At 72.4% G+C, this 21621-nt stretch carries 17 protein-coding genes and 1 riboswitch; of the genes, 11 read left to right on the top strand and 6 right to left on the bottom strand.

From position 1 onward, the window contains the following. The first annotated feature begins 93 nt into the window (after nt 1–93). Nucleotides 94–1209, top strand: a complete 1116-nt coding sequence (locus ACIGAQ_RS00435) for a CobW family GTP-binding protein (RefSeq protein WP_399778053.1) — start codon at nt 94–96, stop codon at nt 1207–1209. On the opposite strand, the gene ACIGAQ_RS00440 is transcribed toward ACIGAQ_RS00435, so the two are convergent. Then, the gene (locus ACIGAQ_RS00440) at nt 1206–3662 is read right to left on the bottom strand and encodes a DNA topoisomerase (ATP-hydrolyzing) subunit A (RefSeq protein WP_399778055.1); all 2457 of its coding nucleotides are present in this window, start codon (nt 3660–3662) and stop codon (nt 1206–1208) included. The two genes, ACIGAQ_RS00435 and ACIGAQ_RS00440, sit on opposite strands and share 4 nt — an antisense overlap. Nucleotides 3663–3881: 219 nt before the next feature. Between ACIGAQ_RS00440 and ACIGAQ_RS00445 the strand changes: the two genes are divergently transcribed. From ACIGAQ_RS00445 to ACIGAQ_RS00460, 4 genes are all read left to right on the top strand, one after another. Beyond that, the gene (locus ACIGAQ_RS00445; protein ID WP_362278279.1) at nt 3882–5273 is read left to right on the top strand and encodes a pitrilysin family protein; all 1392 of its coding nucleotides are present in this window, start codon (nt 3882–3884) and stop codon (nt 5271–5273) included. After that, nucleotides 5270–6658 carry a pitrilysin family protein gene (locus ACIGAQ_RS00450; protein WP_311683347.1) on the top strand — a complete coding sequence of 463 codons (1389 nt, stop codon included), beginning with the start codon at nt 5270–5272 and terminating at the stop codon, nt 6656–6658. The genes ACIGAQ_RS00445 and ACIGAQ_RS00450 overlap by 4 nt, the downstream gene beginning before the upstream one ends. 192 nt (nt 6659–6850) lie before the next feature. Then, a riboswitch (cyclic di-AMP (ydaO/yuaA leader) is annotated at nt 6851–7016 on the top strand. A gap of 12 nt (nt 7017–7028) precedes the next feature. Next, nucleotides 7029–7817 carry a M23 family metallopeptidase gene (locus ACIGAQ_RS00455; RefSeq protein ID WP_399778058.1) on the top strand — a complete coding sequence of 263 codons (789 nt, stop codon included), beginning with the start codon at nt 7029–7031 and terminating at the stop codon, nt 7815–7817. 187 nt (nt 7818–8004) lie between these two features. Beyond that, nucleotides 8005–8700, top strand: coding sequence for a GntR family transcriptional regulator (locus tag ACIGAQ_RS00460; RefSeq protein WP_311683343.1), 696 nt, complete (start codon nt 8005–8007; stop codon nt 8698–8700). Between the two features lie 180 nt (nt 8701–8880). Here the strand turns inward: ACIGAQ_RS00460 and ACIGAQ_RS00465 are convergent, their stop codons facing one another. Continuing rightward, nucleotides 8881–9162, bottom strand: a complete 282-nt coding sequence (locus tag ACIGAQ_RS00465; protein WP_003993478.1) for an HPr family phosphocarrier protein — start codon at nt 9160–9162, stop codon at nt 8881–8883. A 174-nt stretch (nt 9163–9336) separates the two neighbouring features. On the opposite strand from ACIGAQ_RS00465, the gene ACIGAQ_RS00470 reads away from it, so the two are divergent. Genes ACIGAQ_RS00470 through ACIGAQ_RS00485 form a run of 4 tightly spaced genes read left to right on the top strand, consistent with a single transcriptional unit; the run spans nt 9337 to nt 14686 of the window. Next, complete coding sequence (locus ACIGAQ_RS00470) at nt 9337–12156, top strand: GNAT family N-acetyltransferase (RefSeq protein WP_399778060.1); 2820 nt, start codon at nt 9337–9339, stop codon at nt 12154–12156. 51 nt (nt 12157–12207) lie between these two features. After that, nucleotides 12208–12795 (top strand): DUF5998 family protein, encoded by a 588-nt coding sequence (locus ACIGAQ_RS00475; RefSeq protein WP_094053888.1) that lies wholly within the window; start codon nt 12208–12210, stop codon nt 12793–12795. Further along, nucleotides 12795–13991, top strand: coding sequence for an alkaline phosphatase family protein (locus ACIGAQ_RS00480; RefSeq protein ID WP_311683336.1), 1197 nt, complete (start codon nt 12795–12797; stop codon nt 13989–13991). Before ACIGAQ_RS00475 ends, ACIGAQ_RS00480 begins: the two co-directional genes overlap by 1 nt. Before the next feature lie 44 nt (nt 13992–14035). Then, the gene (locus tag ACIGAQ_RS00485; RefSeq protein ID WP_399778063.1) at nt 14036–14686 is read left to right on the top strand and encodes a thymidine kinase; all 651 of its coding nucleotides are present in this window, start codon (nt 14036–14038) and stop codon (nt 14684–14686) included. A 31-nt stretch (nt 14687–14717) separates the two neighbouring features. Here ACIGAQ_RS00485 and ACIGAQ_RS00490 read toward each other — a convergent pair whose 3' ends face one another. Beyond that, nucleotides 14718–15521, bottom strand: a complete 804-nt coding sequence (locus ACIGAQ_RS00490; RefSeq protein ID WP_311683332.1) for a VOC family protein — start codon at nt 15519–15521, stop codon at nt 14718–14720. 252 nt (nt 15522–15773) lie between these two features. Between ACIGAQ_RS00490 and ACIGAQ_RS00495 the strand changes: the two genes are divergently transcribed. Then, nucleotides 15774–16625 (top strand): sulfurtransferase, encoded by an 852-nt coding sequence (locus ACIGAQ_RS00495; RefSeq protein WP_399778065.1) that lies wholly within the window; start codon nt 15774–15776, stop codon nt 16623–16625. Nucleotides 16626–16821: 196 nt separating this feature from the next. Here the strand turns inward: ACIGAQ_RS00495 and sepH are convergent, their stop codons facing one another. Further along, on the bottom strand, nt 16822–17871 hold the full coding sequence (gene sepH / locus ACIGAQ_RS00500; RefSeq protein ID WP_311683328.1) for a septation protein SepH: 1050 nt from the start codon (nt 17869–17871) through the stop codon (nt 16822–16824). 471 nt (nt 17872–18342) lie between these two features. Between sepH and ACIGAQ_RS00505 the strand changes: the two genes are divergently transcribed. Further along, entirely contained in the window at nt 18343–19170 is an 828-nt protein-coding gene (locus ACIGAQ_RS00505) for a hypothetical protein (protein ID WP_399778067.1), read from the top strand. On the opposite strand, the gene ACIGAQ_RS00510 is transcribed toward ACIGAQ_RS00505, so the two are convergent. Together ACIGAQ_RS00510 and ACIGAQ_RS00515 are read right to left on the bottom strand one after the other, a co-directional pair. Next, a complete protein-coding gene (locus ACIGAQ_RS00510) occupies nt 19094–20413 on the bottom strand; it encodes a D-arabinono-1,4-lactone oxidase (RefSeq protein WP_311683324.1) in 1320 nt (439 codons plus the stop codon). The genes ACIGAQ_RS00505 and ACIGAQ_RS00510 overlap by 77 nt on opposite strands. After that, nucleotides 20373–21611, bottom strand: a complete 1239-nt coding sequence (locus tag ACIGAQ_RS00515) for an MFS transporter (protein ID WP_399778069.1) — start codon at nt 21609–21611, stop codon at nt 20373–20375. The genes ACIGAQ_RS00510 and ACIGAQ_RS00515 overlap by 41 nt, the downstream gene beginning before the upstream one ends. Between the last annotated feature and the right edge of the window lie 10 nt (nt 21612–21621).

Here is a 21621-nt window from a genome sequence, read left to right on the forward strand (position 1 = left end):
CGATCTCCCCGGCTCGTATCCTGGCCGCATCCCAGCTCGTACGTGTGCCGGTCGGGCAAGCCGGTGCGCGCGTCGGTGTGAAAGAGGTCGTCCGTGCGTCAGCCGAGTCCGCAGCCGCAGCAGATCCCGGTCGTCGTCCTGGCCGGATTTCTCGGGTCGGGGAAGACCACACTGCTCAACCACCTCCTCCACCGCAGCGGCGGGAGCCGGATCGGGGCCATCGTCAACGACTTCGGGGCCATCGAGATCGACGCGATGGCCGTGGCCGGGGCGCTCGGCGACTCCACGGTCTCCCTCGGCAACGGGTGCCTGTGCTGCGCGGTCGACGCGAGCGAACTCGACCAGTACCTGGAGAAGCTCGCCGAACCCTCCCTCGGCATCGACGTCGTCGTCATCGAGGCGAGCGGCCTGGCCGAGCCGCAGGAGCTCGTGCGGATGCTGCTCGCCAGCGAGCTCCCGGGCATCGTGTACGGCGGGCTCGTCGAGGTCGTCGACGCCGCCGAGTTCGATGCCACCCGGGCCCGGCATCCCGAGCTCGACCGGCATCTCGCGCTGGCCGACCTCGTCGTGGTCAACAAGATGGACCGGGCGGCGGACGGCAAGCGCGTCCTCGGACTCGTCCGGTCCCTCGCCGACCGCGCCGCCGTCGTCCCGGCCGCCTACGGGCGGATCGACCCCGAGTTCCTCTTCGACTGCCGGCCGAGCGAGGAACGCATCGGGCAGCTGTCCTTCGACGACCTCCACGACCACGATGCGCCCGGCGAACACGGCGAACACGGCGAACACGGCGAACACGGCGAACACGGCGAACACAACGACCACGCCGGGCACCTGCACAGTGCCTACGACAGCCTGTCGTTCACCTCGGCACGGCCCCTCGATCCGCGCCGGCTGATGGAGTTCCTCGACAGCCGTCCCGAGGGGCTGTACCGGATCAAGGGGTACGTCGACTTCGGCCCGTACGACGTCCGCAACCGCTACTCCGTCCACGCCGTCGGGCGGTTCCTGCGTTTCTACCCGGAGCCCTGGCCGGCCGGCGAGGAGCGCCTCACACAGCTGGTCCTCATCGGCTCCGGCATCGACGCCCCCGCCCTCGACCAGCAGCTCGACGCCTGCCGGAGCGACGCCCCGCACGCCGACGAGCACGGCATGTGGGGCGTCCTGCGGTACGTACGCGGCCGGGACGAGGATCCCGCCGAACCGGCCTAGACCGGGCCGGCCACCACCGCGACGGTCTTGGCCAGCGACACACCCGAGCCGTCCCGACGGGGGTCGATCTCCGGCAGCGCGGCCGGGCTGCCGTTCTTCTGGGCTGCCAGCGCCGGGCTGGGACCCGCCCAGGCCAGGGACAGGCAGTCCTCGCCCTTGAGGAACCGCTGGCAGCGGACGCCGCCGGTGGCCCGGCCCTTGCGCGGGTACTGGTCGAACGGCGTCAGCTTGGCCGTCGTCTGGACCGAGTCGTCCAGCGTGCCGCGCGAGCCCGCGACCGTGAAGACCACCGCGTCGGCGGCCGGGTCCACCGCCGTGAAGGAGATGACCTTCGCGCCCTCGGAGAGCTTGATGCCGGCCACACCGCCGGCCGGGCGGCCCTGCGGACGCACCTGCGCGGCCTGGAAGCGCAGCAGCTGGGCGTCGTCGGTGATGAAGACCAAGTCCTCCTCGCCCGTGCGCAGCTCGACCGCGCCGACGATCCGGTCGCCCTCCTTGAGGGTGATCACCTCCAGCTCTTCCTTGTTGGCCGGATAGTCCGGCACGACGCGCTTCACGACACCCTGGGCCGTGCCGAGCGCGAGGCCGGGCGAGGACTCGTCGAGGGTCGAAAGGCAGACCACCGTCTCGTCGTCGTCCAGGGAGACGAACTCCGCCAGCGGGGCGCCCCCCGCGAGGTTCGGCGTCGGCATCGACTCGGGGAGTGTGGGCAGGTCGACCACGTTGAGCCGCAGCAGCCGGCCCGCCGAGGTGACCACGCCGACCTCACCGCGCGCGGTGGCCGGCACCGCCGAGACGATCACGTCGTGCTTCACGCGCTTGGCGCCGGAGTCCTCCGGGAACGGCTCGCCGTTCGCCGTGCGGGCCAGCAGGCCCGTCGAGGACAGCAGCACCCGGCACGGGTCGTCGGCCACCTGCAGCGGCACGGCCGCGACCGGGGCGCCGCCCGACTCCAGCAGGACCGTACGCCGGTCGGTACCGAACTTCTTCGCCACCGTGGCCAGTTCGGAGGAGACCAGCTTGCGCAGTTCCGCGTCCGAGTCGAGGATCCGGGTCAGCTCCTCGATCTCCGCGGTCAGCCGCTCCTTCTCCGTCTCCAGTTCGATGCGGTCGTACTTGGTCAGGCGGCGCAGCGGCGTGTCGAGGATGTACTGCGTCTGCACCTCGCTCAGCGAGAACTGCTCCATCAGGCGCTGCTTGGCCTGCGCGGAGTTCTCACTGGAGCGGATCAGCCGGATGACCTCGTCGATGTCCAGCAGGGCCGTCAGCAGACCCTCGACCAGGTGGAGGCGGTCGCGCTTCTTGCCGCGGCGGAACTCCGAGCGCCGCCGCACGACGTCGAACCGGTGGTCGAGGTAGACCTCCAGCAGCTCCTTCAGCCCCAGCGTGAGCGGCTGGCCGTCCACCAGGGCGACGTTGTTGATGCCGAAGGACTCCTCCATCGGCGTCAGCTTGTAGAGCTGCTCCAGCACGGCCTCCGGCACGAAGCCGTTCTTGATCTCGATGACCAGGCGCAGGCCGTGCTCCCGGTCGGTGAGGTCCTTGACGTCGGCGATGCCCTGGAGCTTCTTCGAACCGACCAGATCCTTGATCTTGGCGATGACCTTCTCCGGGCCGACCGCGAAGGGCAGCTCAGTGACGATGAGGCCCTTGCGGCGGGCCGTCACCTGCTCCACGGAGACGGTCGCCCGGATCTTGAACGTGCCGCGGCCGGTCTCGTAGGCGTCCCGGATGCCGGAGAGGCCGACGATGCGGCCGCCGGTGGGCAGGTCGGGCCCCGGGACGTGTTTCATCAGGGCTTCGAGGTCCGCGTTCGGGTGCCTGATCAGGTGGCGGGCGGCGGCGATGACCTCGCGCAGATTGTGCGGCGGCATGTTCGTGGCCATACCGACCGCGATGCCCGAGGCGCCGTTGACCAGGAGGTTCGGGAAGGCGGCGGGCAGGGCGGCCGGTTCCTGCTCCTGGCCGTCGTAGTTGGGGTTGAAGTCGACGGTGTCCTCGTCGATCGACTCCGTCATCAGGCTGGTGGCCTCGGCCATCCGGCACTCGGTGTACCGCATGGCGGCCGGCGGGTCGTCGTTGCCCAGCGAGCCGAAGTTGCCGTGGCCGTCGACCAGGGGGACCCGCATCGAGAAGGGCTGGGCCATGCGCACGAGCGCGTCGTAGATCGACGCGTCGCCGTGCGGATGCAGCTTGCCCATCACCTCGCCGACGACACGGGCGCACTTGACGTACCCGCGCTCGGGGCGCAGGCCCATCTCGCTCATCTGGTAGACGATGCGGCGGTGCACCGGCTTCAGGCCGTCACGGGCGTCCGGCAGGGCCCGGGAGTAGATGACCGAGTACGCGTACTCGAGGAAGGAGCCCTGCATCTCGTCGACGACGTCGATGTCGAGGATCCGCTCCTCGTACGAGTCGTCGGGCGGCGGGGTCTTCGTGCTGCGGCGGGCCATCGCTGCCGGCTCCTTGCTGCTGCGATCCGGATCTGACGCCGACCATTGTGGACCGCCGCACTGACAAGCGGGACCAGGACCCGGTCCGGAAGGCCTTTCCGGCTCCCGGGACCAGGTCGGCGCCGGGAACTTCACCAGGGCTTCGCACGCTTGCATACAGTGGCAGGACCGGCAGGAAACCGCGGTTGTGAAGACCGCTCCGCGATCGAAGGGACGTACATGCCCATGGGTCACACGGCCACAGCCCAGGCAGGCTCCGGGGGCCTGACAGCGACCGAGCACCGCCTGGCCAACGGTCTGCGCGTGGTGCTCTCCGAGGACCACCTGACCCCCGTCGCGGCGGTGTGCCTCTGGTACGACGTCGGCTCACGCCACGAAGTCAAGGGGCGTACCGGCCTGGCTCACCTTTTCGAGCACTTGATGTTCCAGGGTTCCGCCCAGGTCAAGGGCAACGGCCACTTCGAGCTCGTCCAGGGCGCGGGCGGCTCGCTGAACGGCACCACCAGCTTCGAGCGGACCAACTACTTCGAGACCATGCCCGCCCACCAGCTCGAGCTCGCCCTCTGGCTGGAGGCCGACCGCATGGGCTCCCTGCTCGCCGCCCTCGACGAGGAGTCGATGGAGAACCAGCGGGACGTCGTGAAGAACGAGCGCCGCCAGCGCTACGACAACGTCCCCTACGGCACCGCCTTCGAGAAGCTCACCGCCCTCGCCTACCCCGAGGGCCACCCGTACCACCACACGCCCATCGGCTCCATGGCCGACCTGGACGCGGCCACCCTGGAGGACGCGCGCGCGTTCTTCCGCACGTACTACGCGCCGAACAACGCCGTGCTCTCCGTGGTCGGCGACATCGATCCGGAGCAGACGCTGGCCTGGATCGAGAAGTACTTCGGCTCCATCCCCGGTCACGACGGCAAGCCCGCGCCGCGGGACGGTTCGCTGCCCGAGATCATCGGCGAGCAGCTGCGCGAGGTCGTCGAGGAGGACGTCCCGGCGCGCGCCCTGATGGCCGCCTACCGCCTGCCCGAGGACGGCACGCGCGCGTGCGACGCCGCCGACCTGGCCCTCACGGTCCTCGGCGGCGGCGAGTCCTCCCGCCTGTACAACCGCCTGGTGCGGCGCGACCGTACGGCCGTCGCGGCGGGCTTCGGCCTGCTGCGGCTCGCCGGTGCGCCCTCCCTGGGCTGGCTGGACGTGAAGACGTCCGGCGACGTGGAGGTGCCGGTCATCGAGGCCGCCATCGACGAGGAGCTCGCCCGGTTCGCCGAGGAGGGCCCGACGGCCGAGGAGATGGAGCGCGCCCAGGCCCAGCTGGAGCGCGAGTGGCTGGACCGGCTCGGCACGGTCGCGGGCCGCGCCGACGAACTGTGCCGGTACGCCGTGCTGTTCGGCGACCCGCAGCTGGCGCTGACCGCCGTGCAGCGCGTGCTGGAGGTGACGGCGGAGGAGGTCCAGGAGGTCGCCAAGGCCCGCCTGCGCCCCGACAACCGCGCGGTGCTCGTCTACGAGCCCGTCGCCGACGAGAACGCCGACGCGACCGACGACGCCGACACCGCCGGGGAGACCGCAGCCGCGGCCGGCGACGAGAACGAGGAGGCGGCCAAGTGACCGAGCTCGCCACGATGGACTTCCACCCCCGGCCGCAGGCGGGCGAGGCACGGCCCTGGGCCTTCCCGGCCCCCGAGCGCGGCACGCTCGACAACGGCCTGACCGTGCTGCGCTGCCACCGCCCCGGCCAGCAGGTCGTCGCCGTGGAGGTGCTGCTGGACGCCCCCCTGGAGGCCGAGCCGGCCGGCCTGGACGGCGTGGCCACGATCATGGCGCGGGCCTTCTCGGAGGGCACCGACAAGCACTCGGCCGAGGAGTTCGCCGCCGAGCTGGAGCGCGCCGGCGCCACCCTCGACGCGCACGCCGACCACCCCGGTGTCCGGATCAGTCTGGAGGTCCCGGCCTCCCGGCTCGCCAAGGGCCTCGGTCTGATCGCCGACGCCCTCCGGGCGCCCGCGTTCGCGGACAGCGAGGTCGAGCGGCTGGTCCGCAACCGCCTTGACGAGATCCCGCACGAGCTGGCCAACCCCTCCCGCCGCGCCGCCAAGGAGCTCTCCAAGGAGCTGTTCCCGGCGGGCTCGCGCATGTCGCGGCCCCGCCAGGGCACCGAGGAGACGGTCGCGGCCATCGACTCCGCGGCCGTGCGCGCCTTCTACGAGAAGCACGTCCGCCCCGCCACGGCCACGGCCGTGGTGGTCGGCGACCTCACCGGCATCGACCTGGACGCCCTGCTCGGCGACACCCTGGGCGCGTGGACCGGCTCCTCGGCCGAGCCGCGCCCGGTGCCGCCCGTGACCGCCGACGACACCGGCCGGGTCGTCATCGTGGACCGCCCGGGCGCCGTGCAGACGCAGCTGCTCATCGGCCGGATCGGACCGGACCGGCACGACCGCGTCTGGCCCGCCCAGGTCCTCGGCACGTACTGCCTCGGCGGCACCCTCACCTCCCGCCTGGACCGCGTCCTGCGCGAGGAGAAGGGCTACACCTACGGCGTGCGGTCCTTCGCCCAGGTGCTGCGCTCCGCGCCCGACGGCACCGGTGCCTCGATGCTCGCCATCAGCGGGTCCGTGGACACCCCCAACACCGGTCCGGCCCTGCAGGACTTGTGGACGGTGCTGCGCACCCTCGCCGCCGAGGGACTGACCGACGCCGAGCGGGACGTGGCCGTGCAGAACCTGGTCGGGGTGGCACCGCTGAAGTACGAGACCGCCGCGGCCGTCGCGAGCACGCTGGCCGACCAGGTCGAGCAGCACCTGCCCGACGACTACCAGGCCACGCTCTACCGCCAGCTCGCCGCGACGGGCACGGTGGAGGCCACGGCGGCGGCCGTCAGCGCCTTCCCCGTGGACCGTCTGGTGACCGTCCTCGTGGGCGACGCGGCGCAGATCAAGGCCCCCGTGGAGGCCCTGGGCATCGGCGACGTCACGGTCGTGGCCGCCGAGTAACGGCACACGCGCCGAGGAGCCCTGGTTGTCTTCCAAGGCACCAGGGCTCCTTTATGCCCGAATTGGGACGGGAGTTGCCTGTCTGCCCTGTGGGATGCGCTACAAAAGCCCGGATCCGTTTGGGAATTGAAAGTGGCCCCGTTTAGCTTCGTCCGGGCTGTTCGTCAGGCAGTGCGCCGCACCCGCGGCACCGGACAGTCATCGCCGAGTCCCCGTACGGCGCGAGCCAGGGGAGCCGGGGACCCAACCGCAGTCCCTGGGGTGAATCGGACGCCCACGCGAGTCGCGAGGGGGTCCGTAGGAGACCTTCCTGCTCCGAACCCGTCAGCTAACCCGGTAGGCGAGAGGGAAGGAAAGGACCAGCCACTTCATGGCGTTCACACGCGCCACCGGCAAGCATCGCCGTCCCAGCAGGATCCAGCGCGGCACCGCCCGCGCGGCGGGCGTCGCGGCGCTCGCCACCACCGGCGTGATCGGCACCGTGGCCGCCCCGGCCTTCGCCGCCTCCGAGCCGGCCGTCGAGCAGACCGGCCTCACCCCGGTCGTCACCATGGGCGACACCGTGGCCCAGCAGATCGACGCCCAGGCCGTCGCGCAGAAGCAGGCGGCCGAGGAGGCCGCCGCCAGGCAGAAGGCCGAACAGGCCGCCCGTGAGCGCGCGGCCGAGGCCGCGAAGAAGGCCAAGGAAGCCGCCGAGAAGGCCCGCGAGGCCAAGGAGCGCGCCGCCCGCGAGGCCGAGCGCAAGCGCCTCAACAGCTTCGTCTCGCCGATCCCGGGCTCCTACGTCTCCACCGGTTACAAGGCCGGCGGCGCCGTCTGGTCCTCCGGCAGCCACACCGGCATCGACTTCCACGCGGCCACCGGCACCTCCGTCCACGCGGTCGGCGCGGGCACGGTCGTCGAGGCCGGCTGGGGCGGTGCCTACGGCAACCAGGTCGTGATCAAGATGAACGACGGGACGTACACCCAGTACGGCCACCTGTCGTCCGTCGGCGTCTCGGTCGGCCAGCAGGTCACCCCGGGCCAGCAGATCGGCCTGTCCGGCGCGACCGGCAACGTCACCGGCCCGCACCTGCACTTCGAGGCCCGCACGAGCCCCGAGTACGGCTCGGACATCGACCCCCTCGCCTACCTCCGCTCGCACGGCGTGAACCTCTGACGCCACCCGCTCAGCGCCCGAAAGGCCCCGGCTCACCGAGCCGGGGCCTTTCGGCATTCACCGGACCCCTGTCCAAAAAATATCCATGGATTCCGGGCTGCCGTCGGAAATTCCGGCTGATTGCAATAGAGTCACGGAACACACGTCACTCGTCGACGTTTCACGGGGATTAAGCGGAGGTCGGGTCATGCGTATTCCCGCGCACTCGGTGTGCACGGCCATCCGGGACGACATCGTCGCGGGTGTCCACGAGCGCGGCAGCCGGCTCACCGAGGAACTCCTCGCGCGCCGCTACGGCGTCTCGCGCGTCCCCGTCCGGGAGGCCCTGCGCACCCTGGAGGCCGAGGGCTTCGTGGTGACCCGGCGGCACGCGGGCGCGTGCGTGGCCGAGCCCACCGAGCAGGAGGCCGCCGACCTGCTGGAGATGCGCGGGCTGCTGGAGCCGCTCGGTGCCGCCCGAGCCGCCCAGCGGCGCACCGAGGCGCATCTGAAGGTCCTGCGCGGCCTGGTCCGGCTCGGCCAGGAGCGCGCCCGCAGGGGCACCAGCGACGACCTGCGTTCCCTGGGCGGCTGGTTCCACGAGACGCTGGCCCAGGCCTCGGGCAGCCCCGCCCTGATCGCCATGCTCACCCAGCTGCGCCACAAGATCGCCTGGATGTACGCGGTGGAGACGCCGGCCGATCCGGTGGAGTCCTGGACGGAGCACGGCGCGATCGTGGACGCGGTGGCGCGCGGCGACGGCGAGCGCGCGCGGGCGCTCACGGCGCTGCACACCGAGCGCGCGACGGCCGCGCACCGGCTGCGCCTCGGCCGGCCGCGGGAGCGCGCCGAGCATGTGAGGAATCCGCAACATGCCGTAAACAAGGCGAGCCTGCGGCATTAACACGGAAGCCGTATACAAAGAGTGGTGAATTCGCGGGGGATTATTTCTGCTGCCATTTTCCGGTCGGCGCGTCCCGCGGGCGGTGCGAATTCCTTGCCGCCGGTAGCCGGAAATGAGTGAAGCCGCACCGGCCGTGCAGGCCGGCGCGGCTTCACCCGCGGAAAAAACCGCTCGAACGACTCAGACGGTCTCGGGCAGTTCCTCGAGGCCCTCGGAGACCAGCTTTGCCAGCCGGTCCAGGGCGGCGTCCGCGCCCTCGGCGTCGGACGCGAGGACGATCTCCTCGCCACCCTGGGCGCCGAGGCCCAGGACGGCGAGCATGGAGGCCGCGTTGACGGGGTTGCCGTCTGCCTTGGCGATCGTCACCGGGACGCCTGCGGCCGTGGCGGCTCGGACGAAGATGGAGGCGGGGCGGGCGTGGAGGCCCTCGGCCCAGCCGACGTTGACGCGGCGCTCAGCCATGTGTTGCTGCCCTTCGCTGTTCAGGGTTGTCTAGACCAGTTTCCCACACGTGAAGCCGGGGGCGGACCTGTCGTTCCGCCCCGCGGGTGCCGTCGGATCGCGGCCTCGACCCGACTGACGCCCTCCACAGACTGCCTCGCGCCGTTGTCAGGCGCTAGCCGTACTCTGGGGCCCATGCAGACCTCGCCGGACCGGCACGAGTATCCCGCCCACTGGGAAGCCGACGTGGTGCTGCGCGACGGGGGTACCGCGCGCGTCCGGCCCATCACCGTCGATGACGCCGAGCGTCTGGTCAGCTTCTACGAGCAGGTCTCCGACGAGTCGAAGTACTACCGCTTCTTCGCGCCGTACCCTCGCCTGTCCGCCAAGGACGTCCACCGCTTCACGCACCACGACTTTGTGGACCGGGTGGGACTCGCGGCCACGGTCGGCGGCGAGTTCATCGCCACCGTACGCTACGACCGGATCGGCGCCGACGGAACGCCCGCGTCCGCACCCGCCGACGAGGCCGAGGTCGCCTTTCTCGTGCAGGACGCCCACCAGGGCCGCGGCGTCGCCTCCGCCCTGCTCGAACACATCGCGGCCGTCGCCCGGGAGCGCGGCATCCGCCGCTTCGCCGCCGAGGTGCTGCCCGCGAACACCAAGATGATCAAGGTGTTCACGGACGCCGGGTACACCCAGAAGCGCAGCTTCGAGGACGGCGTGGTCCGGCTGGAGTTCGACCTGGAGCCCACCGACCGCTCGCTCGCCGTGCAGTACGCGCGCGAGCACCGCGCCGAGGCCCGGTCGGTGCAGCGGCTGCTCGCCCCCGGTTCGGTCGCCGTCATCGGCGCCGGGCGCTCCCCGGACGGAGTGGGCCGCAGCGTCCTCGGCAACATCCGGGACGCCGGCTTCACCGGCCGCCTGCACGCCGTGAACAAAGCCCTGCCCGAGGGGCAGAAGGAGCTCGACGGGGTACCGGCCCACCGCTCCGTGCGGGACATCGACGGCCCCGTGGACCTCGCGGTCGTCGCCGTGCCGGCCGAGCACGTCCCCGAGGTCGTCGCCGAGTGCGGCGAGCACGGCGTGCAGGGGCTCGTGGTCGTCTCCGCCGGGTACGCCGAGAGCGGCCCCGAGGGGCGCGAACGCCAGCGCGCCCTCGTGCGCCAGGCGCGCACGTACGGCATGCGCATCATCGGCCCGAACGCCTTCGGCATCATCAACACCTCGCCCCGGGTGCGCCTCAACGCCTCCCTCGCCCCGGAGGTGCCGCGCCCGGGCCGGATCGGGCTGTTCGCCCAGTCCGGCGCCATCGGCATCGCCCTGCTGTCCCGGCTGCACCGGCGCGGCGGCGGTGTCACGGGCGTGACCGGCGTCTCCACGTTCGTCTCCTCCGGCAACCGCGCCGACGTCTCCGGCAACGACGTCCTGCAGTACTGGTACGAGGACCCCGACACCGACGTCGTCCTCATGTACCTGGAGTCCATCGGCAACCCCCGCAAGTTCACCCGCCTCGCCCGCCGGACCGCCGCGGCGAAGCCGCTGGTCGTGGTCCAGGGCGCCCGGCACGGAGCGGCCCCCCAGGGACACGCCGTACGGGCGACGCGGCTGCCGCACGCGACCGTCTCCGCCCTGCTGCGGCAGGCCGGCGTGATCCGGGTGGACACGATCACCGAGCTGGTGGACGCCGGCCTGCTCCTGGCCCGCCAGCCCCTGCCCGCCGGACCCCGGGTGGCGATCCTCGGCAACTCCGAGTCGCTCGGCCTGCTCACGTATGACGCCTGCCTCGCCGAGGGACTGCGGCCGCACCCTCCGCAGGACCTGACCACGGCCGCCTCCGCCGCGGACTTCCACGCGGCCCTGTCGCGCGCGCTGGCCGACGACCGGTGCGACGCGGTGGTCGTGACCGCGATCCCGGCGGTGGGGGAGGGCTCCGTCGGGGACGCCGCCCTCGCCGAGGCCCTGCGCTCGGCCGCGGCCGCGGCACCCGCCAAGCCGGTCCTCGTGGTCCACGTGGAGCTCGGCGGCCTGGCGGAGGCCCTGTCGGCGGCGGCGAGCACGGCACCCCAGCCCGAGGCGGACAAACCCCCGCTGCCCGCCCCCGACCCGGCGTCCGCGGCGGCACGGCCCCCCGCCGAGGCTCCCGAGGGCGCCCACCTGATCCCGGCCTATCCCGCCGCCGAACGCGCCGTCCGCGCCCTGGGCCAGGCCTTCGCCTACGCGCAGTGGCGGCGCGACGCCGCCGACCCCGGCAAGGTGCCCGAGTACGAGGACGTCGACGAGAAGGGCGCCGCGGCCCTGATCGACGGGCTCCTCGCGCGCGGGCAGGGCCTCACACTCGACACGGACGCGACCTGCGACCTGCTGGGCCACTACGGCATCGACGTCCACCGCGCCCTGCCGGCCCCGACGGCGGACGCCGCCGCGGACGCCGCCCGCGCCCTCGGCTACCCCGTGGCCCTGAAGGCCACCGCCCCGCACCTGAGGCACCGCGCCGACCTGGGCGGCGTCCGCCTCGACCTCGCGGACGAGGAACAACTGCGCCGGTCGTACGCCGAGTTGACCGAGCTGTTCGGCGCGCCGGACGAGCTGCGCCCCGTGGTGCAGCGGATGGCGCCACGCGGCGTGGACGTCGTCGTACGGGCGGTCATCGACCCGGCGGCCGGTGCGGTGCTCTCCTTCGGGCTGGCCGGAGCAGCCTCACAGCTGCTCGGGGACACGGCGCACCGGCTGATCCCCGTCACCGACCGCGAGGCCGGCACGCTGGTGCGCTCCATCCGCACGGCCCCCCTCCTCTTCGGCTGGCGCGGCTCCGCACCGGCCGACACCCGCGCCCTGGAGGAACTGCTGCTGCGCGTCTCCCGGCTGGTCGACGACCATCCCGAGGTCGTGGCGGTCACCCTGGAGCCGGTCGTCGTCGCCTCGCACGGCCTGAGCGTCCTGGGCGCCTCCGTCCGCCTGGCCCCGCCCCCCGCCCGCGACGACCTGGGCCCGCGGACCCTCCCCGCGTACTGACAGGGGGCGAGCGGTGCCTCGCAGTCAGTGGTCCCCCGTAGGATGGGCGTCATGGCCAAGACCAGTACGACGACCCAGGGGCTGCGGGCGGCGATCGAGCGCAGCGGCTACTACCCGGCCCTCGTGGCCGAGGCGGTGGAAGCCGCCGTGGGCGGCGAGCCCATCCGGTCGTACCTGGTCCACCAGGAGACGACGTTCGACCAGAACGAGGTGCGCCGGCACGTGACGGTGCTCGTCCTCACGGACCACCGCTTCATCGTCAGCCACACCGACGAACAGGCCGCCGACAGCACCTCCCCGACGCCGTACGCCACGACGTCCACGGAGTCGGTGAAGATCGGCCGCATCTCCTCGATCGTGGTCAGCCGCGTGGTCGCCAACCCGGAGTCGTACAAGCCGGGCACCCTGCCCCGCGAGGTGGTGCTCACCATCGGCTGGGGCGCCGTCTCCCGCATCGACCTGGAGCCGGCCGCCTGCGGCGACCCCAACTGCGAGGCGGACCACGGCTACACCGGAAACTCCACGGCGGACGACCTCAGCCTGCGCGTCAGCGAGGCCGGCGACGGACCGGAGACCGTGCGCCAGGCACTCGACTTCGCGCAGGCCCTCTCCGAGGCGACCGCGGACAGCGCCCGCTGATGGCACAGCCGAAGACGGCCTGGGACCACCACCCCGAACCGCTGGCCGTGGCCTCCGCACCGACCCCCGAGTACGGCAGCGGCTCCCTCGCCGACCTGCTGCCCACCCTGGCCGCCGGGCTGGGCGTGCCCGGCATGACCGCCGCGATCCCCGAGCTGACCCCGGCCGACCGGAACTGCGTGTTCCTGATCGACGGTCTCGGCTGGGAGCAGCTCAAGGCGCATCCCGAGGACGCCCCGTTCATGACGTCCCTGCTGGCCACCTCGCGCGGCGGCACCGGACGTCCGCTCACCGCCGGCTACCCGGCGACCACGGCGACCTCCCTGGCCTCGGTCGGCACCGGCCTGCCGCCCGGCGCGCACGGCCTGCCCGGCTACACCGTGCGCAATCCGGACACCGGGGAGCTGATGAACCAGCTGCGCTGGCAGCCCTGGACCCCGCCGGGCCCCTGGCAGCCCTACCCCACGGTCTTCCAGCGGGCCCACGAGGCGGGTGTGCACGCCGCGCAGGTGTCCTCCCCGACTTTCGAGAACACGCCGCTCACCCGGGTGGCGCTCAGTGGCGGAACGTTCCTGGGACGGCTGACCGGCGAGGACCGGATGGACCTGGCCGCCGAGCAACTGGCCGCGGGCGACCGTTCCCTGGTCTACACGTACTTCGCCGAGGTCGACGGCGCCGGCCACCGTTTCGGCGTCGACTCCGACGCCTGGCGCGGCCAGCTCATGTACGCCGACCGCCTGGTCCAGCGCCTCGCGGAGCAACTGCCCCCGCGCAGCGCCCTCTACGTCACCGCCGACCACGGCATGATCGACGTGCCCTTCGGCGAGCAGCACCGCATCGACTTCGACGAGGACTGGGAGCTCAGCGCCGGAGTCGCCCTGCTCGGCGGCGAGGGCCGCGCCCGGCACGTCTACGCGGTACCGGGCGCCGCGAACGACGTGCTGACCTGCTGGCGCGAGGTGCTCGGCGAGCAGTTCTGGGTCGCCTCCCGCGACCAGGCCATCGAGGCGGGCTGGTTCGGCCCGCACGTCGACGCACGGGTCTACGACCGGATCGGCGACGTGGTCGCCGCCGCGCGCGACGACGTCCTGCTCATCGCCTCCGAGCGGGAGCCCAAGGAGTCGGCGATGGTCGGCAACCACGGTTCGATGACCCCCGCCGAGCAGCTGGTCCCCCTGCTCGAAGTACGCTCCTGAGACCGCACGCCGACCCCCTTCCGCCGAAAGGTGCCCAATCCCCCATGCCCGAGCTGGTGTTCTTCTGCGGAACGATGGACTGCGGGAAGTCGACGCTGGCTCTCCAGATCGAGCACAACCGCTCGGCACGCGGACTGCAGGGCATGATCTTCTCCCGGGACGACCGCGCCGGCCACGGCAAGCTGTCCTCGCGGCTCGGGCTGGTCACGGACGCCGTGGAGGTCGAGGACGGGCAGGACCTGTACGCCTACCTCGTCGACCACCTCTCCCAGGGCGGCCGGGCCGACTACGTGATCGCCGACGAGGCGCAGTTCCTCGCACCCGAGCAGATCGACCAACTCGCCCGCGTCGTCGACGACCTGGGGCTCGACGTCTACGCCTTCGGCATCACGACCGACTTCCGCTCCAAGCTGTTCCCGGGCTCCCAGCGGCTGGTGGAGCTGGCCGACCGGGTCGAGGTGCTCCAGGTCGAGGCCCTGTGCTGGTGTGGCGCACGCGCCACGCACAACGCCCGCACGATAGCCGGCGTCATGGTCGTCGAGGGCGCCCAGGTGGTCGTCGGCGACGTCACCCGCTCCGCCGACGAGGTCGGCTACGAGGTGCTGTGCCGCCGCCACCACCGCCGCCGCATGACGGCCGCGACGGCCCGCGCGGCGGCCCTTTCCCCGGACGTCCTGCCGGTGACGTCGGCCTGACCGCCCGCGCCGGGCAGCGACCCGGTGCCCGTCAGCTCGGCCGCTGCAACAGCGCGAACCGCGCTCCTTCCGGATCCGCCACCGCCGCCACGCGCCCCTGCGGGGTGTCCCGCACCGGCTTCAGGACGGTCCCGCCCAGGTGGACGAGGTGGTCCAGCGCGTCTCCGACGTCGGCGACCTGGAAGTACGTCACCCAGTGCGGGCCCCGGTCGCGGGGCAGGGACTGGCCCAGGCCGTGGACGCCCGCGACGGGGCGGCCGCCGAGGTGCAGGGTGACGTAGTCGAAGTCGGCGGAGACCACTGGCTCCTCCTCGTAGCCGAACACCGTCCGGTAGAACTTGGCGACGGTGGCCGACTCGAAGGTGAGCAGCTCGTTCCAGGCGGGCGTGCCGGGAACGTCCGAGACGGCCGTGCCGAGGTGCGCGGCGGGCTGCCAGACGCCGAAGACCGCGCCGGACGGGTCGGAGCCGATCGCGAGCCGGCCCGCGTCGGCGGCGTCCAGCGGGCCCACGCCGATCGTGCCGCCGCAGCTGCGTACCGTCTCCGCCGTCAGATCGGCGTTGCGCGAGGCGAAGTAGGGGGTCCACGCGATGGGCAGGTGCCGGTCCGGCGGCAGTTGGCCGATGCCGGCCACCTCGCGGCCGTCGAGCAGCGCGCGCACGTACGGGCCGAGCTGCTGGGGGCCGGGCCGGAACTCCCAGCCGAACAGCGCCCCGTAGAACTCCTCGGTCGCGGCCAGGCCGTGCACCATCAGGCTCACCCAGCAGGGGGTGCCGGGCGCGTGCCGAGCGGGTGTTCCGCCGCTCGGGCCGGCGGACGCCGGTGCGTCGCTCATCGTCACTCTCTTCTCGGCCTGGCGGTGGCCGTGCTCTCCGCAGCCCTCGTGGGGCCTGCCCCGCGGGACGAACCTCGTCCGGGAGAATGCCCGAAGTGCGGGGCGCTGTCCCTTGCGGCGCGCTTGTCGACAGGTGTCGTTCAGCTGTACAGCATGTGCTTGTTCCCGTACACCGAGTGATCGACCCGGTTCGGCGGAGCAGAGTAGCCGGACGGCGACGGCTCGGCCACCCGGTGCGCGAGGATGGGGAGCATGAACGCCATCATCTCCGCATCCGACCTCGCGCACGCTCTGACGGGCCCGACCCCGCCGGTCCTGCTCGACATCCGCTGGCAGCTCACGGCGGCGAAGGCGGCCGGCGAACCGCCGTTCGACGGCCGCGTCGCGTACGAGGCAGGACACCTGCCGGGCGCCGTCTACGTCGACCTGGACCGGGAGTTGGCCTCGGCGCCGGGCACGGGCGGCCGGCATCCGTTGCCCGACCTGGCGCGCTTCGGCGCGGCGATGCGCCGGGCGGGCGTGTCGTCCCGGACGCCGGTGGTCGTCTACGACGGTGGCCAGGGATGGGCGGCGGCCCGGGCGTGGTGGCTGCTGCGCTGGACGGGTCACCCGGACGTGCGGGTCCTCGACGGCGGGTTGCCGGCCTGGGAGGGGCCCCTGGAGACGGCCGTGCCCGCTCCGGCGGAGGGCGACTTCGCGCCCGAGCCGGGCGCCGCGGGACTGCTCGACGCGGATGCCGCGGCGGAACTCGCGCGGTCCGGGGTGCTGCTGGACGCGCGGGCGGGGGAGCGGTACCGGGGCGAGGTGGAGCCGATCGATCCGGTGGCCGGTCACATTCCGGGCGCGGTGTCGGCGCCCACGACGGAGAACGTGGGCGCGGACGGCCGTTTCCTGTCCGCCGAGGAACTCCGCGAACGCTTCAAGGGCCTCGGTGTGTCGGAGGGTTCACCCGTGGGCGTGTACTGCGGGTCGGGCGTGTCGGCGGCGCACCAGGTGCTGGCGCTCGCGGTCGCGGGCATTGCGGCAGAGCTGTACGTGGGCTCGTGGTCGGAGTGGTCGGCGGACCCGGACCGCCCGGTCGCGGTGGGGCCGGACCCTCAGTGACCGGACACGCGCGGCCCTTGCTGACCGGACGCGCGCGCCCCTCAGTGATCGGACGCGCCCTCCGGCAGTGATCGAACGCGCCCCCGGCAGTGATCGGACACGCGAGGCCCTCGGGGACCGGACGCGTGTGAGGGCCGCACCCGGCACGGCGGGTGCGGCCCTCAGGCGTTCTCACCTGGACGACGGCCGGATCCGGCTACTCCTGCTTCTTGCGCCGGGTCCCGAACACGATCTCGTCCCAGCTCGGCACGGCGGCTCTGCGGCCGGGGCGGACGCCGTCGGCCTCCGCCTGGCGGTCGGTGGCGCCGATGAGCCGGTCGCGGTGGCTGCCGACGGAGCGCGGCATGAGGACGTCCGCGTACGCGGAACCGGCCGAGGCGGCGGGAGCCGGCGGCTCCTCCTCCTCGGACTCGACGACGGGCTCCTCCTCGGGCTCCGGCGCGGGACGCTCCGGCACCACCAGGTCGCCCCGGAAGCTCGGCACCGCCTCCAGGAGGCTGGTCAGCGAGTCCCGTTCGGACGAGGCCGTGATGGCCAGCGTCTCCTCGTCCGGCTCGGACGCCTGCGCGGGCAGGCTCGGCCGCTCGCGGTCACCGGGACGGTCCAGCGGCCTGTCGCGCGGCAGCCGGGCGATCCGCGGCACGAACGGGAAGCTGGGCTCGGGCGCGGCCAGGTCGTCGGACTCGCCGATCAGCGAGCGCGCCTCGTCGTCGACGGCCTGGACGAGCCGCCGTGGCGGGTCGTACGTCCAGCTCGCCGAGTGCGGCTCACCCGCGACGCGGTAGACCAGCAGGACCTCCCACGTGCCGTCGTCACGACGCCACGAGTCCCACTGGACGGTGTCCTTGTCGGCCCCGCGCAGCAGCAGCCGCTCCTGCACGGCCTCGCCCAGCGGCGGACCGGAGTTCTCGCCGGGGCGGCGGACCGGGGTCTTGCGGGCCCGCTCCGCCATGAACGCCCGCTCGGCGAGCACCGGACCCTCGAAGCGGCGGACCCGGTCGACGGGGATGCCGGCCATCTGCGCGACCTCTTCCGCGGTCGCGCCGGCACGTATACGCGCCTGGATGTCGCGGGGACGGAGGTGGCTCTCCACCTCGATCTCGATCTGGCCGAGGCGGGGACGGTCGCCGCGCACGGCGGCGCGGAGCCGTTCGTCGATCGGAAGCGTGTACTCCGTGCTGTCCGCAGCCTTCAGCACCAGCCGTGTGCCGTCATTCGAGACGGCCACGACACGCAGTTCGGGCATGGGGACCTCCCGGGTGGTGCCTGCCGACGTCACGTGCGTCGCTGCTTCCGCTAGTCGAGTGTGGCCTGCCCGGGTGCAGCCTGCCACAACCTTGCCGAGTTGCCCGGCGTGTCGGGCGCGGGCCCTGGATCGCCGTTATGGCACGGTTACCTATTCGCAACGCTAAGTGACGAACTTCATCACCCTGTGCAACTAGCCCCCTCCCGGCGGTCCTCAAAGGTCCCGAGCACCCTGACGGGAGACCGGACCCAGGGCTCGCAACAGTACTCCATTCGGGCCACGTGCGTGGATTGGCACGCCGCCCAACTTCTGGCAAGAGGGGGGACTTGGCCGCCCCATGCCCCGCTTCCTCGATCTTGAACGTGGGGAACTTCACGTAATCGCCAGAATCGGAACTAAGGGTTTCGGTCGCACGTCCCCTTCTTGTGCAGTTGATCGACCATGTATGGGAAAGGCAGGCAAGGTCCGGGGATGCGTGAAAGGCCCGATGGTGTCGGCGAGATGGGCGAGAGGGACGAGCCCAGGGCGGGGACGTCCAGGAGACTCGATCTGAACGTGCCGCAGGTGGCCGGTGGTGCCCTGGCCGCGGTACTGGCGGCCAAACTGGCCTCGTACTTCGGGGTGTACGGCACGATCCTGGGCGCCGGCGTGGTCAGCGTCGTCGCCACGTGTGGAGGCTCCCTCTTCCAGCACTTCTTCAAGCGCACCGGCGAACAGCTCCGCGGTGCGACGGCCGTGCCCGCGACCCCGGCAGCCGTGTCGGCGCCGCAATCGCCTTCGCCGTCCGGCGAGTTCACCAGGGGCACCGTCTACCGCGCCCGGGCCCGGGGCTGGAAGCGGCCGGTGCTCGCGGCGGCCGTCGTGTTCGGTGTCGCCATGGCCGGAATCACCACCTACGAGCTGGCGTCCGGCCACCCCCTCGGTGGCGGACGCAGCACCACTGTCGGTGACGCCTTCTCCGGCGGCGGCGACTCCGCGCCGGACTCCGGCGGTTCGGGGAAGGAGAAGCCGGGCGCCCCGGGCGGCTCCCCGACGCCCGAGGGTTCCGACGCGGGTTCGGAAGGTGACGGCGGTGCCACGGACGTTCCGTCCACCGGCTCCGCACCCGGCGGGGACGTCCCGCCTTCCCCCGGCGGCTCGGGTGGCTCGGTGTCCGGCTCCACCCCGACGCCGGACGAAACCGGAAGCGAGGACCCGGAGCGCACCACCCCCAGCGCGTCGCCTACGCCCCCAGCACCCGCCGCAAGTAGTCGTTCCGGAACAGCCGATCAGGATCCAGGCGGTCCCGCAGCGCCGTGAACTCGCCGAAGCGCGGATACACCCGGGAGAAGTACTCCGCGTCCCGGGTGTGGATCTTGCCCCAGTGCGGACGGCCCTCATGGGCGGTGAAGATGCGTTCGGCCGCGGTGAAGTACCGGTGGTAGGGCGTGCCCCGGAACATGTGCACGGCGATGTAGGCGCTGTCGCGGCCGGAGGCGGTGGAGAGGGTGATGTCGTCGGCCGGAGCGGTGCGCACCTCGACGGGGAAGCTGACCTTGAGACCCGAGCGGTCCACCATGGTGCGCAGCTCGCGCAGCACCTCGACGACGGCCGCACGCGGAACGGCGTACTCCATCTCCACGAAACGCACCCGGCGTGGCGACGTGAAGACCTTGTAAGGGATGTCGGTGTAGGTCCGAGCGGACAGGGCCCTGCTGGAGATCCGGGCGATCGAGGGGATCGTCGCGGGCGCCGCCCGGCCCACCCAGTTGGCCACCTGGAAGACGCCGTTGGAGAGGAACTCGTCCTCGATCCAGCCCTTAAGTTGCGGCACCGGCTGCTCGGGACCCGCGCTGCGGTTGTTGCGCTTGGTGTTGGTGCTGCCGGTGTGCGGGAACCAGTAGAACTCGAAGTGCTCGTTCTCGGCCCACAGTTCCTCGAAGTCCGCCAGAACCCGGTCGAACGGCATCGGTTCCTCGCGGGCCGTGAGGAGGAAGATCGGCTCGACGGCGAACGTGATCGCGGTGACGATCCCCAGGGCGCCCAGGCCGATGCGGGCGGCCGCGAAGATCTCCGGGTTCTCCTTCTCGGAGCAGGTGAGGACCGAACCGTCGGCGGTGACCAGCTCCAGGCCCTTGATCTGGGCGGCGATCGAACCGGAGTCCCGGCCCGTGCCGTGCGTCCCGGTGCCGGTGGCGCCGGAGACGGTCTGCTCCATGATGTCGCCCATGTTGGTCAGCGACAGGCCCTCGCGCGCCAGCGCGACATTGAGTCTCTTGAGCGGGGTGCCGGCCTCCACCGTGACCGTCATGTTCTCCCGGTCGACCCTGCGTATGCCGGTCAACAGTTGAGGGCGGATCAACACGCCGTCCGTCGCGGCGATGGAGGTGAACGAGTGGCCCGAACCGGCCGGCTTCACCGGCAGGCCGTCCTCGGCGGCCTGCCGCACGGCGTCGGCCAGCTCGTCGACGGAGGCCGGGGTGACCTCCCGCGCGGGGCGCGCGGAGACGTTGCCGCCCCAGTTACGCCACGTGCCGTTCTTTCCGCTCGCTGTGCTGCTCAACGGAGCCTCCCCGACCCGGAGCCGGCCGCTTGAGCCGGCGGTAACCGAGGAAACCCACCGCGACCGCGACGGCCCCGGACACGGCCGGAACCCCGTACCCGGCGCGAGCCCCGGCGGAGTCGATCACCCAGCCGGCCGCGGAGGAGCCGAGCGCGACCCCCACCGCGAGCCCGGTGCTCACCCAGGTCATGCCCTCGGTGAGCTGCGCGCGTGGTACGTGCTCTTCGATGAGGGACATCGTCGTGATCATCGTCGGCGCGATGGACAGACCCGCAACGAACAGCGCCACGGCCAGGAACGGCAAGTTTCCGACCAGTAGAAGTGGGATCATACTCACGGCCATGGCGCACACGCCCAGCAACCACCGACGTTCCGGTGCCCCGGCGAAGTGCATCAGCCCGTAGACCATGCCCGCGACACAGGAACCCGCCGCGTACACCGCGAGGACGACGCTCGCGGCCGCCTTGTGTCCCTCCTCGTCGGCGAAGGCCACGGTCACCACGTCGACGGCACCGAAGATCGCCCCGGTGGCGACGAAGGTGGCCACCAACACCTGGAGTCCAGGTGCGCGCAGCGCGCTGCCGCCGCCCTTGCGCTCGCGCGGATGCGGCTCGGGCTCGGTGGCGCGCTGCGCGGTCAGCCAGAAGACGCCCACCGCGAGGAAGCAGGCGGCGAGCAGCGGACCGGCCTCCGGGAACCAGGCCGTGGACAGGCCGATGGAGATGATCGGCCCGAAGATGAAGCACACCTCGTCCACCACGGACTCGAAGGAGTACGCGGTGTGCAGCTGTGGAGTGCCCCGGTACAGGGTCGCCCAGCGGGCCCGGATCATCGCGCCCACGCTGGGCACGCAGCCGATGCCGACGCAGGCCACGTACAGAACCCAGTCGGGCCATCCGTAGTGCGCGGCGAGCAGCAGCAGGGCCGCCGCCGCGAGCGAGACCAGCGTCGCCGGGCGCAGCACCCGCCGCTGCCCGTACTGGTCGACCAGACGCGAGACCTGCGGTCCGGCCACCGCCGCGGCCAGCGCGATCGTCGCCGACAGGGCACCGGCCAGGCCGTACCGCCCGGTGAGCTGGGAGACCATCGTGACCACGCCGATGCCCATCATCGACAGCGGCATCCGGCCGAGGAAGCCCGCGGCGGAGAAGCCCTTGGTGCCTGGGGCGGCGAACAGGGCGCGGTAGGGGCTGGGCAACGGGGACTCC

It is taken from the genome of Streptomyces sp. NPDC085932, from assembly GCF_044540525.1.
GTDB lineage: Bacteria > Actinomycetota > Actinomycetes > Streptomycetales > Streptomycetaceae > Streptomyces > Streptomyces levis.

Excerpts from the sequence above, each read along its gene's own strand:
- ACIGAQ_RS00440 (WP_399778055.1), bottom strand. The coding sequence starts at position 3,662 with ATGGCCCGCCGCAGCACGAAGACCCCGCCGCCCGACGACTCGTACGAG.
- ACIGAQ_RS00445 (WP_362278279.1), top strand. The coding sequence starts at position 3,882 with ATGCCCATGGGTCACACGGCCACAGCCCAGGCAGGCTCCGGGGGCCTG.
- ACIGAQ_RS00455 (WP_399778058.1), top strand. The coding sequence starts at position 7,029 with ATGGCGTTCACACGCGCCACCGGCAAGCATCGCCGTCCCAGCAGGATC.
- ACIGAQ_RS00460 (WP_311683343.1), top strand. The coding sequence starts at position 8,005 with ATGCGTATTCCCGCGCACTCGGTGTGCACGGCCATCCGGGACGACATC.
- ACIGAQ_RS00465 (WP_003993478.1), bottom strand. The coding sequence starts at position 9,162 with ATGGCTGAGCGCCGCGTCAACGTCGGCTGGGCCGAGGGCCTCCACGCC.
- ACIGAQ_RS00470 (WP_399778060.1), top strand. The coding sequence starts at position 9,337 with ATGCAGACCTCGCCGGACCGGCACGAGTATCCCGCCCACTGGGAAGCC.
- ACIGAQ_RS00475 (WP_094053888.1), top strand. The coding sequence starts at position 12,208 with ATGGCCAAGACCAGTACGACGACCCAGGGGCTGCGGGCGGCGATCGAG.
- ACIGAQ_RS00480 (WP_311683336.1), top strand. The coding sequence starts at position 12,795 with ATGGCACAGCCGAAGACGGCCTGGGACCACCACCCCGAACCGCTGGCC.
- ACIGAQ_RS00485 (WP_399778063.1), top strand. The coding sequence starts at position 14,036 with ATGCCCGAGCTGGTGTTCTTCTGCGGAACGATGGACTGCGGGAAGTCG.
- ACIGAQ_RS00490 (WP_311683332.1), bottom strand. The coding sequence starts at position 15,521 with ATGAGCGACGCACCGGCGTCCGCCGGCCCGAGCGGCGGAACACCCGCT.
- ACIGAQ_RS00495 (WP_399778065.1), top strand. The coding sequence starts at position 15,774 with ATGAACGCCATCATCTCCGCATCCGACCTCGCGCACGCTCTGACGGGC.
- sepH (WP_311683328.1), bottom strand. The coding sequence starts at position 17,871 with ATGCCCGAACTGCGTGTCGTGGCCGTCTCGAATGACGGCACACGGCTG.
- ACIGAQ_RS00505 (WP_399778067.1), top strand. The coding sequence starts at position 18,343 with ATGCGTGAAAGGCCCGATGGTGTCGGCGAGATGGGCGAGAGGGACGAG.